The organism is Microlunatus capsulatus (assembly GCF_017876495.1).
Lineage (GTDB): Bacteria > Actinomycetota > Actinomycetes > Propionibacteriales > Propionibacteriaceae > Microlunatus > Microlunatus capsulatus.
Map to the genome: position 1 here is coordinate 4,256,501 of NZ_JAGIOB010000001.1, position 11,279 is coordinate 4,267,779.

An 11,279-nucleotide genomic window follows, 5' to 3' on the forward strand; every position below is an offset into this window, starting at 1 on the left:
GATGGGGCCGTGTCCACCCCTGCCGCACCGCCCGCGCCGAGCCCCTCCGACTCGGCCCTCGTCCACGCGTGCCGGCGGGACCAGCTGGAGGACCGGGTGCCGGTGTGGTTCATGCGGCAGGCCGGCCGCTCGCTGCCCGAGTACAAGCGCGTCCGCGAGGGCATCCCCATGCTGGAGAGCTGCATGCGCCCCGAGCTGGTGGCCGAGATCACCCTGCAGCCGGTGCGCCGCTACGGCGTCGACGCGGCCATCTTCTACTCCGACATCATGGTGCCGCTCAAGGCCGTCGGGGTCGACCTCGACATCGTCCCCGGCCGCGGCCCCGTGATGGGCAGCCCGGTGCGCGACGAGGCCGACCTGGCGGCGCTGCGCCCCCTGCAGCCCGACGACGTCGGCTACGTGACCGAGGCGGTCCGGCTGCTGGTGGCCGAGCTGGGCGGCACGCCGCTGATCGGCTTCGCCGGCGCTCCCTTCACCCTGGCCAGCTACCTCGTCGAGGGCGGCCCCAGCAAGGACTACGCGAAGACCAAGGCCATGATGGTCGGCCGTCCGGACCTGTGGGACCGGCTCTGCACCGCCCTGGCCGACATCGCCGGTGCCTTCCTCGAGGTCCAGGTCGACGCCGGCGCCAGCGCCGTCCAGCTGTTCGACTCCTGGGCCGGCAGCCTGTCCGCGGCCGACTACGCCCGCTACGCCCAGCCCTACTCCGCCCGCGTCCTCCAGCGGGTGGCCGACCGCGGCGTGCCCCGGATCCACTTCGGCGTCGGCACCGGCGAGCTCCTCGGCCTGATGGGCGCCGCCGGGGCCGACGTCGTCGGCGTCGACTGGCGGGTGCCGCTGGCCGAGGCCAGCCGTCGGGTCGGACCGGCCTACGCCGTCCAGGGCAACCTCGACCCCGCGCTGCTGGGCGCCCCGTGGCCGGTGCTGGCCGAGCGGGTCCGCGACGTCGTCCGCTCCGGCGCCGAGGCGCCGGGCCACGTCTTCAACCTGGGCCACGGCGTCCCGCCGGACACCGACCCCGGGGTGCTCGGCCGCGTCGTCGAGCTGGTGCAGAGCGAGGGGCCGCAGCTGCGGGCCTCGGTGCGGGAGCGGGCCGGCCTGGTGGCGGCCGGGCGCCCGTGACCTCGGTCGCCGTCGTCGGCGGCGGGGTCACCGGGCTGGCCGCCGCGCGCCGGCTGCTGCTGGCGGGGGCGTCGGTCACCGTGCTGGAGCAGGGCCCGCGCTGGGGCGGCAAGCTGGACCGGACCGTCGTCGACGACCTGGCCCTGGACACCGGCGCGGAGTCGGTGCTGGCCCGCCGCCCCGAGGCCGTCGCCCTGATCGACGCGCTCGGGCTGGCGGGCGAGCGGGTGCACCCGACGGCCGCGAAGCCGCAGCTGCTGGTGGGCGGCCGGCTGCACGCCATGCCGCCGTCGCTGCAGGGCGTGCCGACCGACGTGGACGCGCTCGCCGACCTGCTCGACGCCGACGCCCTGGCCCTCGCCCGCACCGAGCCGGACCGGCCGGCCCGGCCGCTCACCGGCGACGTCGCCGTCGGGCGCTACGTCGAGGAGCGCTTCGGGTCCCAGGTGACCGACCGGCTGCTGGAGCCGCTGCTGGGCGGGGTGTACGCCGGGCGCTCGCGCGACCTGTCCTTCGCCGCCGTGATGCCCGCCCTCTTCGCCCGGGCGCGGACCGGTGGCTCGCTGCTGGAGCACGCCCGGGCCTCGCTGCCGGTGCGCACCGGGGCGCCCGTCTTCGCCGGCCTGGTGGGCGGGGTGAGCGGCCTGGTCCGCGCCCTGCTGGACGACCTGCGCGACCGCGGTGCCGAGCTTCGCCCGGCGACGGCCGTGCGGGGGCTCGCCCGGACCGGCGCCGGCTGGCGGCTGGACCTCGGCCCCGAGGCCCTCGACGTCGACGCCGTCCTGCTCGCCACCCCCGCTGGTCCCGCCGGTCGGCTGACGGAGGAGCTGCTGCCGTCCGCGCCGGCGCTGGCGGCCATCCCCTACGCCTCGGTCGCCGTCGTCACGCTCGTCGTGCGCGGGCTGGGCAGCGACCGCTCCGGCCTGCTCATCCCGCCCGGGGAGATGCCGACGGTCAAGGCGCTGACCCACTCCTCGGTCAAGTGGGCGTGGGTCCGCGAGCAGGCCGAGCGCACCTGGGGGCCGGGCGTCGACGTCGTCCGGGCCAGCGTCGGGCGGGCCGGCGAGGCCGCCGTGCTCCAGCTGCCCGACGAGGACCTGCTGGACCGCACCGTCGCCGAGGTCGCGACGCTGCCCGGCTGGGAGGGCGTGCAGGTCCTGCACCGCCGGCTGACCCGCTGGGGCGGCGCGCTGCCGCAGTACCGCATCGGCCACCGCGACCTGGTCGCCGACCTGCGCGCCGAGCTCGCCGGGACCCCCGGGCTCGCCCTGGCCGGCGCCGCGCTGGACGGGGTGGGCATCGCCGCCTGCCTGGCGTCCGCCGACCTGGCCGCCACCTCGATCCTCGACGACCTCGACCGGGGTGCACGCCCCCACGACCTCAGCCCAGCAGCACGACGACAGGAGAGCCAGCGATGAAGGCGCGCGAGATCAACGACACCATCCGGTACACGATGTGGTCGGTGTTCCGCCGGACCAGCACCCCGGACGAGCCGGCCGGCGCCAGCGCGGCCGACGCGCTGCAGGCGGTCGAGAAGGCCGCCGAGGGCACCGACCTGGTGGTCCGCGGCTGGTACGACGTGGCGGGCCTGCGGGCCGACGCCGACCTCATGGTCTGGTGGCACGCCTCCAGCTCGGACACCCTGCAGGACGCCTACCTCGCCCTGCGGCGCTCGGAGCTGGGGAGCCACCTGGAGCCGGTCTGGTCGCAGCTGGCGCTGCACCGCCCGGCGGAGTTCAACAAGGGCCACGTGCCGGCGTTCATGGCCGACGAGGAGCCCTCGGGCTACCTCTGCGTCTACCCCTTCGTGCGCTCCTACGAGTGGTACCTGCTGCCGGAGCAGGAGCGGCGGACGATGCTGGCCGAGCACGGCATGCTGGCCCGGCCCTACCCGGACGTGCGGGCCAACACGGTGTCCTCGTTCGCCCTGGGCGACTACGAGTGGATCCTCGCCTTCGAGGCGCCGGAGCTGCACCGCATCGTCGACCTCATGCGCGCCCTCCGCGCCGCCGAGGCCCGGCGGCACACCCGCGAGGAGGTCCCGTTCTACACGGGCCGCCGGCGCGAGCTCGCGGAGATCGTCGCGTCCTGGTGAGCCCTGCGGCCTGAGGCTGTCGCCAGCCGCGGCCTGAGCCGACCCGCTGCCTGAGCCAACCCGCTGCCTGAGCCTGTCGAAGGCCCTTCGACAGGCTCAGGGCGCAGGGACGGGCTCAGGGCCCTTCGACAAGCTCAGGGCGAGGATCCCGGGCTCAGGCGCGGGTGGACCGGTCGGTCAGCCCTCGGCCGGGGTGAGCCGCATGCTGATCGAGTTGATGCAGTAGCGCTGCCCGGTCGGGGTGCCGTAGCCGTCGTCGAAGACATGGCCCAGGTGCGAGTCGCAGGCGGTGCAGCGCACCTCGACCCGCTTCATGCCCAGGGTGTTGTCCTCGATGTAGCGGACCCGGCCCTCCACCGGGGCGTAGAAGGACGGCCACCCGCAGTGGGAGTCGAACTTGGTCTCGCTGCGGAAGAGCTCCGTGCCGCACGCGCGGCAGGAGTAGACGCCCTCGGTCTTCGTGTCGGTGTACTCGCCGGTGAAGGCGCGCTCGGTGCCCGCCTCGCGGAGCACCTTGTACTCGGCCCGGCTGAGCTGGGAGCGCCACTCGTCCTCGGACTTGACGATCTTGCCCACCTGGGCGGCGGCGTTGCTGGTCACATCGGTCATGCGTCCTCCTCGTAGTTCTGCCTCCTCAACCTAGCCGCGGCGCTCGATGTTCCGGTCCCGTCGCTATGCTCCGGCCATGGCCGCCACCCCCGCGATCGAGCTGGAGGTCGGTGACCGCACGGTCCGGCTCACCAGCCCGGACAAGCTGTACTTCCCCGAGGTCGGGCTGACCAAGCGGCAGGTGGTGGAGTACGCGCTGGCCGTCGGCGACGGCCTCTTCGCGGCCCTGCGCGACCGACCGGTGACGATGGAGCGCTGGCCCGGCGGCTACCGCCCCGAGGTCACCCTGAGCACCCGGACCGAGGCCAACCACGACGCGTTCTACCAGAAGCGCGCCCCGGCGAAGGGCATGCCGGACTGGGTGGAGACGGTGACGGTGACCTTCCCCTCGGGACGGACCGCCAGCCAGGTCTGCGTGACCGAGCTGGCGACGATCGCCTGGATGGCCAACCTGGGCACCCTGCGCTACCACCCGTGGCCGGTCAGCCGCGACGACACCGACCTCGTCGACCAGCTGCGCATCGACCTCGACCCGCAGCCGGGCACCGACTTCGCCGACGCCGTCCGCGCGGCGCTGGAGCTCCGCCAGGTGCTGGAGGACGCCGGCCTAACGGGGTTCTGCAAGACCAGCGGCGGGCGCGGCGTGCACGTCTTCGTCCCCGTCCGGCCCGAGCACGACTTCGTCCAGGCCCGGCACGCGGTGATCGCCCTCGGCCGCGAGCTGGCGCGTCGGCTGCCCGATCACGTGACGGTCAACTGGTGGAAGGAGGAGCGGGGGGAGCGGATCTTCGTCGACTATAACCAGATGGCCCGGGACCGGACGATCGCGTCGGCCTACTCGATCCGCCCGACGCCGCGGGCCGTCGTCTCCGCCCCGCTGACCTGGGCCGAGCTGCCCGACGCCCGGCCGGAGGACTTCACCATCCCGACGATGCTCACCCGCTTCGCCGAGGTCGGCGACGTCTGGGCGCCGTTCTACGCCAGCGAGCCCGGCGACCTAGCCGGGGCGCTGGAGATGTACGAGCGCGATGTGCGCGACCTCGGCACCGGCCGCCACGGCGGCGCGGAGATGCCCTACCCGCCCGACCACCCCAAGATGCCCGGCGAGCCGGCCCGGGTGCAACCCAGCCGGATGACGGCTGTGACTAGGGCAAACGAACAGATGGACTGAGCTTGCGCAAGTGGCATAACGCTCACTCGCCTGATGACTTACACACGTGGCACCACGACTGCAAGACCTCGAGCGGTCCTTCCTGCGTCACCTCCGGGCCGAAGGTCTGAGCCCGGGCACCCTGCGGCTCTACGGCCAGTCGGTCACCTTCTTCTCCCGCTGGCTCGAGGCAGAGGGCCGCACAGCCACCCTCGACGAGCTCAACCGCCCCGCCATCCGTGAGTGGCTGGCCGGGCTCAACGAGCGCCAGGAAGCGGGCACGGTCAAGACCCGCTACCGCGGGCTCTTCCGTTTCTGCGGCTGGCTCGTCGACGAGCAGGAGCTCGAGGAGAACCCCATGCGCACCCTGTCGCCGCCGGTCCTCAAGGCCAAGCCAGTGCCGGTCATCACCGACCTCGAGCTGGCCGCGCTGCTTAAGGCCTGCGCCGGCAAGGAGTTCAGCGACCGGCGAGACGAGGCCATGGTGAGGCTGCTGCTCGACTGCGGGGTCCGGGTCGCCGAGCTCTGCGGGCTCACCGTCGACGGAGTCGACCTCGACCAAGGGATGGCCCTGGTTCTCGGCAAGGGTTCCAAGGTCCGGCCGGTCTACTTCAGCGCCCGCACTGTCCGCGCCCTCGACCGCTACCAGCGGATGCGCCGCTCCCACCGCTGGGCCCACCTCGACGCGCTGTTCCTGACCCAGCGCGGCGGCATGTCCACCGACGGAGCCCGCGAACGAGTCCGGCTACGCGGAGAGCAGGCCGGGATCACCGACCTCCACCCGCACCGCTTCCGCCACACCTTCGCGCACGACTTCCTGATGTCCGGCGGCCAGGAGCGCGACCTCAAGCGACTGGCCGGCTGGTCCTCCGACGCCATGCTCGAGCGCTACGGCGCCAGCGCCGCCGACGCGCGCGCCAAGGCAGCGGCCCAACGTCTCAAGCGCGGCGACCGGGTCTGACTCATGTCCGTCCGGTGTGGCGGACAGCGCTTCTTTGAGAGACCTTCGTCCTCGACGACGTTGGGCGCGCCCAAAAACAGGCAGGCCCGAGGGACACCTTGGGCTGTCCGAGACCCTCGTCCAGCAGATCATCGGGATGGGTGCGATCGCCGGCACCGACATCGCCATGCAGATCGTCAAGGGCGGCAAGGACATGGTGTCCGGGCTCAACACCGCCAACCAGGGCATCCAGGACGCCGCCGACAAGCTCGGCTACGCCGGCGCCACCGGCCAGGGCCGCTACGTCTCCGGCGGGCCCGTCAGGGGCCCGGGGACGGGCAAGAGCGACTCCATCCCCGCCCGCCTCTCCAACGGCGAGTGGGTTGTGCCTGAGGAGGCCGCCTCAGTCCCGTCCAACCGCCGGATCCTCGCCGACATGACCTACGGCCGCGGCCGCCGGGTGCTCGAGCGGAACTACGCCCAGGGCTACGCCAACGGTGGACCCGTGTACGTGCCAGCGGCGGCGCCGGCCGGCAACGACTACTCCTTCAACCCGGTCTTCAATGGCCCGGTCGTCGACCCGGACGCGGCCCTGCGCGCGGCCGAGAGCCGTCGGCGGAACCGGCTCACCATGCTCGGCGTGGGCCGCCACCTGTAGCTGTAGGTTCTCCGCCATGCTTCTGACGGTGTGGACTGGGCCGGTCGTGCTCAGCGTGATCTTCTCGTCCTTCGCCCTCCTGGCCTCGGCCATCTCGATCGGGTGGCAGGTCTACACCTGGCGCCACAACGGTCCACGGGTGGTCGTGAAGCCCTCGACGGGGATCACGTGGGGACCCATGGGGAACCACAAAATCCTCACGATCACAGCGACGAACGAGGGTCGGGCGAGCACGATGGCCCTGAGCTTTGGCTGGGAGCTGCCCGACAAGCAGGTTCTGATCGACCCGAACGGCAGCTACCTCAACCCGGTCGCGCTCCCAGCCGAGCTCGCGCCCGGCGGCGAGGTGACCTACTTCTACAACCCCGAGAGCGTCCGCGAACGCCTGAAGGAGGCCGGACTCGACCTGACGAGCATCCGGCCGTTCATCCGGACCGGACACGGGACCATCTACGGGAAGCCGCTGAAGTCGGCCTGAGGGGCGGCGCTTAGGCTTCCTGCTCATGGGACGAGTTCACATCGGCCAGACGATCATTGAGGGTTTCACCGCAGCCGAGATGGATGGTCTACGCGCCGACCTCGGTCCTCGCCTCCTGGCCGGCGAAGCGCACTGGCTAGCACTGCAGCCCTCCTCGTCTGGGCCAGTGGTTGTCTGGGTACACCCCGAGATCGACGTCTCGATGGTCTACGACGAAGGCGAGCAGCCTTCCTCCGACATCTAGGCCACGGCCTCGGCCCGGGCGGCCATCGCGAGGAGCTGCTGCGCAACCTTGCGCGCCTCTTCGGGGGTGAAGTGAGGGTAGGACTCTGTGCACAGCGTGATCCGTAGTGGACCGCGCTCGACTGCGGTCCTACCGCTCCACTCGGCCTGAACCAGACCCACCTCGGCGCTGGGCAGGCTGCCGTGCCTGTCGAGCCCGTCGGACTCCGCGACCACCGGCGAGCACTCGATGAGGTGATGCCTCTCGGGGGAACCGTCCGCGGTCTCAGTTGTCCAGCTGTGGCCGTCGTCGACGATCCCGTCGTGCAGGCACCAAGGTGGGCAGGGGAGCAGGGCTGGGTCGGTATTGGTAGTCATGCTGGTTCCTCTCGGAGAGGGCGAAAACTCGCCTGATAACTAGGGCCACAACGCTCAAATGACTACCGCCCGTTACGCCCAGTTGCACAACGCATACGAGGCTGGCACCCCCAAGATGCCCGGCGAGCCGGCCCGGGTGCAGCCCAGCCGGATGACGGCGGAGACCCGGGCTGCGGAGCAGCTGGACTGACGCCGTCCGACGGGGGTCGCCGGCCGGTCCCGGCCGCTGCCGCGCCCCGTCGGCACCGCCGCGCCCGGTGCGCCGGGCGCGGGAGTCCGGACCGGGCGCGGGAGCGTTCCCGTGGTGCGGGGAGGGCCCGGTCCCACCGCTGCGGAGGGCGCTCCGGGGCGTGTCCGCTTTAGGACATGTCCGCTTGCTGCCACGCGCCCGTCTTCCCCGGACGGGCCTCCGAAGAGTTGGTGTACTACCTCCGGCGGGGCTGTCGACCGCCGCGGGCTGATGCGGATCGGGGGGTCACGTCAGCCGCAGGACGGGCACCGGCACGCTCCCAGGAGCACCGCCGGGGACCGTCCACCCGCCGCGCCCGGGCACGGGTGCGGTCAGGTCTTCGAGAGGCACCCCGAGCATGTTCGAGATCCCCTGGCTGGTCGTCGTCGTCGCGGCGCTGCTGGTCGCCACGCTGTTCGCCGCCGTCCTGCGCGCGGAGCGGGCGGGTCAGCGCCGCTGGCGCCAGCAGACGTCCCGCCCCGGCTGGTGGGCACCGGCCGAGGAGCAGGAGCGGCTGCAGCGCATCCTCGCCCGCAACCCCAGCTACGACGAGCGCACCGGTCTGACCAGCGACCCCGAGCTCGCCCGCTGGCTGCACGACAACCGGCCCTGACGCCGGGGCCGTCGGCACCCGGCCGCCCGTCGGCTCAGACCGGCCGCTGCCCGTCGTCCACAGTCGTGGGCGACCGGTAGCTCGTGAACAGCGCCCCGTCCGCCCCGTGCAGGGCGAAGGACAGGTCGAAGGGGAGCGCGGTGCCCAGGCCGGGCCCGCTCGTCGAGCGCATCCCCTCCCCGCCCACCACCACCGGAGCCAGGGTCAGCGACAGCTCGTCGACCAGCCCCGCGGCCAGCAGGGCCCGGTGCAGGCCGGGACCGCCCTCGCAGAGCAGCCGCGGCCGGCCCTCGCCGGCCAGCCGGTCCAGCGCCGCCCCCAGGTCCAGCTCCTCGCCCTCCTCGCGCACCTCGATTCCCGCCTCCCGCAGCGGGTCCAGGTCGGCGTCCGGCTTGCCGGTGGTCGTCAGCACCACCACCGGGCCGCCGTCGCCCTCGGCCGGGGTGGCCATCACCGGGTCCAGCCGGGCGCTGCCGGTGACCACCACGAGCGCCGGGAAGGGCGCCAGCCCCAGCGACGCCCGGAGGTCGCGCTGCCAGGGCTGCAGGTCGACGGCCCGGTAGCCCTCCGCCCGCGCGGTGCTGGCCCCGACCACGACCGCGTCGGCCAGCGCCCGGTGCAGGGCGAAGACGTGCTGGTCGCTGGCGGTGCCCAGCCCGCCCGAGCGGCCGTCGGCGCCCTGGACCGAGCCGTCGAGGGAGGAGACGAAGTTGCTGCGGAGCCGGCGCCGGCCGTCGTCGGGGTAGCGGTAGAGCTCCACCAGGGCCGCGTCGTCGAGCTCGACGCCGGCGGCCCGGCCCGTCCGGTCGAAGATCAGCTGCAGCGCGGGGCGGGTCACGGCTCATCGTGGCACAGCGCGCTCGCGCCCTCCGACGACCGGAGCCGTGGTGGCCGTCGGGCACAATCGCCGCCATGTCCAAGAAGAGCAAGCCCCGGGAGCCCGTGCCCGTCACCCAGCCGCTGACGGAGCTGCTCCGGCTGCCCGCCGGCACCGTCGACCTCGGCACGCTCGACCCCGCCGCGACGACCGGCTTCGCCGGCACCAAGGCCGACGCCCCCGCCCGCACCGCCGCCCTGGAGCCGGAGCTGTCCGAGCTGCAGGAACGGCTCTACGCCACGGGCCGGGCCGAGCTGCCCGGCGCCCGGCGGGTGCTCGTCGTCCTGCAGGGCATGGACACCGCCGGCAAGGGCGGCGTCATCCGGCACGCGATCGGCATGGTCGACCCGCAGGGCGTGCGGATCAAGGCGTTCAAGGCCCCCACGGCGGAGGAGCGCCGCCACCCCTACCTGTGGCGGGTCGAGCGCGAGCTGCCGACCCCCGGGACCATCGGCATCTTCGACCGGTCCCACTACGAGGACGTGCTCACCGTCCGGGTCAACCGGATGGTCGAGGAGGCGGTCTGGGCCGCCCGCTACGACGAGATCAACGCCTGGGAGGCCGAGCTGGTCGCCTCCGGGGTGGTCGTCGTCAAGTGCTTCCTGCACATCTCCTCGGCCACCCAGAAGGAGCGGCTGGCCGCCCGGCTGGACGACCCGACGAAGTTCTGGAAGTACAACCCGGGCGACGTCGACGAGCGGGCGAAGTGGCTGGCCTACGCCGAGGCCTACGAGGCCGTCCTGGAGCGCTGCAGCACCCAGGTCGCGCCCTGGTTCGTCGTCCCGTCGGACCGCAAGTGGTACCGCAACTGGGCCGTCGCCCAGCTGCTGGTCGAGCACCTGCGGACCCTCGACCTGCAGTGGCCCCCCGCCGACTTCGACGTCGAGGGCGAGAAGCGCCGCCTCGCGCTCACCTGAGGGGCACGGAGCCGACCCCTCCGAGCGTCGGCAAGGCCGGAGCCGGATCCGCTCTGGACGACCGAGCGGTCAGGACACGCTCTTCGTCCTGACCGCGAGGGAGGAAGAGCGGATCTTCAGGCTCCGGCCGGGCGCGAGGAGGAAGTCAGGCTGAGACGACGGAGAGGTGGCGGACCGGCGGCTCGAGGTCGAGGTCGTCGAAGGGCGAGCTGGTCTCGGTGTCCTCGGCGGGGGCGTCGAGGTCGACGAGGTCCATGGCCGAGACGACGTAACGGACCAGGGCGACCTCGGCGATCTCGGGCTCGGCGCCCATCGGGTCGGACACGGCGACGGCGCCGGCCTCGTAGGCCAGCTCGGCCTGCCGGGTGAAGAGCAGGCCGGGGGACAGGAACCAGCTGCCGACGGCGATGTGGCGGCGGCCCTGGGCCCGCAGCGTGCGGATGGCCTCGGCCGTCGTCGGCCCCGACGCCGTGGCGAAGGCGGTGACGTGCGGCAGCCGGTGGTGGGTGGCCCACTGCCGGGCCCGGCGGGCGACGATGGCGTTGCTGCGGACGTCGGCGCTGCCGGCGGCGGCGAAGACGAGCCCGTCCAGCTCGCTGACCCGGCGGGAGCGCAGCGCGTCGCGGAGCCGGCGGTCGATGACGGCGAGCAGCGCGGCCTCGGGGCCGATCGGCCGGGAGGCGAGCACCCGGACGTCGGGGTGCGCGGCGCGGATGGCGGCCACGGCGGCCGGCACCTCCACCTGGGCGTGGAAGGCGTCGGAGAGCAGCAGCGGCACGAGGACGACCTCGTCGATCCCGCGGCGGGCCAGCGAGGCCACGACCTGGGTCGCGCTGGGGGCGCAGTGGTCGAGGAACGCGACCTCGACCACGAGGGTGGGACGGATCTGCAGCAGGGCGGCGCGGATCTGCGCGCTGACCTCCGCGACGCGGGGGTCGTGGCTGCCGTAGCCCAGGAGCACGAGCGCAGGAGCAGTCATGGGTGCTCCTCC

General features: G+C 73.4%; 14 protein-coding genes. 10 read left to right on the forward strand and 4 right to left on the reverse strand.

Annotated elements, in window-relative coordinates; all coding sequences use genetic code 11:
• Positions 1-9 precede the first annotated feature (9 nt).
• The 3 genes from hemE to hemQ are packed head-to-tail and all read left to right on the forward strand — an operon-like array spanning position 10 to position 3,217.
• Positions 10-1,122 (forward strand): uroporphyrinogen decarboxylase, encoded by a 1,113-nt coding sequence (gene hemE, locus JOF54_RS19735; protein WP_210059029.1) that lies wholly within the window; start codon positions 10-12, stop codon positions 1,120-1,122.
• Complete coding sequence (hemG, locus tag JOF54_RS19740; RefSeq protein ID WP_210059039.1) at positions 1,119-2,540, forward strand: protoporphyrinogen oxidase; 1,422 nt, start codon at positions 1,119-1,121, stop codon at positions 2,538-2,540. The genes hemE and hemG overlap by 4 nt, the downstream gene beginning before the upstream one ends.
• The gene (gene hemQ, locus JOF54_RS19745) at positions 2,537-3,217 is read left to right on the forward strand and encodes a hydrogen peroxide-dependent heme synthase (RefSeq protein WP_210059041.1); all 681 of its coding nucleotides are present in this window, start codon (positions 2,537-2,539) and stop codon (positions 3,215-3,217) included. The genes hemG and hemQ overlap by 4 nt, the downstream gene beginning before the upstream one ends.
• A gap of 177 nt (positions 3,218-3,394) precedes the next feature.
• Here hemQ and msrB read toward each other — a convergent pair whose 3' ends face one another.
• Complete coding sequence (gene msrB, locus JOF54_RS19750; protein ID WP_210059050.1) at positions 3,395-3,826, reverse strand: peptide-methionine (R)-S-oxide reductase MsrB; 432 nt, start codon at positions 3,824-3,826, stop codon at positions 3,395-3,397.
• Between the two features lie 76 nt (positions 3,827-3,902).
• Between msrB and JOF54_RS19755 the strand changes: the two genes are divergently transcribed.
• The 4 genes from JOF54_RS19755 to JOF54_RS19770 all read left to right on the forward strand — a co-directional run bounded on the left by JOF54_RS19755 (position 3,903) and on the right by JOF54_RS19770 (position 7,052).
• Positions 3,903-4,997: a DNA polymerase domain-containing protein gene (locus JOF54_RS19755; protein WP_210059052.1), complete on the forward strand. Its 1,095-nt coding sequence runs from the start codon at positions 3,903-3,905 to the stop codon at positions 4,995-4,997.
• 46 nt (positions 4,998-5,043) lie between these two features.
• A complete protein-coding gene (locus JOF54_RS19760) occupies positions 5,044-5,937 on the forward strand; it encodes a tyrosine-type recombinase/integrase (RefSeq protein WP_210059054.1) in 894 nt (297 codons plus the stop codon).
• Positions 5,938-6,073: 136 nt separating this feature from the next.
• Positions 6,074-6,574, forward strand: coding sequence for a hypothetical protein (locus JOF54_RS19765; protein WP_210059056.1), 501 nt, complete (start codon positions 6,074-6,076; stop codon positions 6,572-6,574).
• A 16-nt stretch (positions 6,575-6,590) separates the two neighbouring features.
• Positions 6,591-7,052, forward strand: a complete 462-nt coding sequence (locus JOF54_RS19770; protein ID WP_210059058.1) for a hypothetical protein — start codon at positions 6,591-6,593, stop codon at positions 7,050-7,052.
• Positions 7,053-7,292: 240 nt separating this feature from the next.
• On the opposite strand, the gene JOF54_RS19775 is transcribed toward JOF54_RS19770, so the two are convergent.
• Positions 7,293-7,652, reverse strand: coding sequence for a DUF6907 domain-containing protein (locus JOF54_RS19775; RefSeq protein WP_210059060.1), 360 nt, complete (start codon positions 7,650-7,652; stop codon positions 7,293-7,295).
• A gap of 58 nt (positions 7,653-7,710) precedes the next feature.
• Here JOF54_RS19775 and JOF54_RS21660 point away from each other — a divergent pair, with 58 nt between their 5' ends.
• The gene (locus JOF54_RS21660) at positions 7,711-7,842 is read left to right on the forward strand and encodes a hypothetical protein (RefSeq protein ID WP_281073441.1); all 132 of its coding nucleotides are present in this window, start codon (positions 7,711-7,713) and stop codon (positions 7,840-7,842) included.
• 397 nt (positions 7,843-8,239) lie between these two features.
• Positions 8,240-8,494, forward strand: coding sequence for a hypothetical protein (locus JOF54_RS19780; protein WP_210059062.1), 255 nt, complete (start codon positions 8,240-8,242; stop codon positions 8,492-8,494).
• 34 nt (positions 8,495-8,528) lie between these two features.
• Here the strand turns inward: JOF54_RS19780 and JOF54_RS19785 are convergent, their stop codons facing one another.
• The gene (locus tag JOF54_RS19785; protein ID WP_210059064.1) at positions 8,529-9,332 is read right to left on the reverse strand and encodes a dihydrofolate reductase family protein; all 804 of its coding nucleotides are present in this window, start codon (positions 9,330-9,332) and stop codon (positions 8,529-8,531) included.
• 74 nt (positions 9,333-9,406) lie between these two features.
• On the opposite strand from JOF54_RS19785, the gene JOF54_RS19790 reads away from it, so the two are divergent.
• On the forward strand, positions 9,407-10,288 hold the full coding sequence (locus JOF54_RS19790; protein WP_210059066.1) for a PPK2 family polyphosphate kinase: 882 nt from the start codon (positions 9,407-9,409) through the stop codon (positions 10,286-10,288).
• A 145-nt stretch (positions 10,289-10,433) separates the two neighbouring features.
• Here the strand turns inward: JOF54_RS19790 and JOF54_RS19795 are convergent, their stop codons facing one another.
• Positions 10,434-11,267 carry a sirohydrochlorin chelatase gene (locus JOF54_RS19795; protein WP_210059068.1) on the reverse strand — a complete coding sequence of 278 codons (834 nt, stop codon included), beginning with the start codon at positions 11,265-11,267 and terminating at the stop codon, positions 10,434-10,436.
• Between the last annotated feature and the right edge of the window lie 12 nt (positions 11,268-11,279).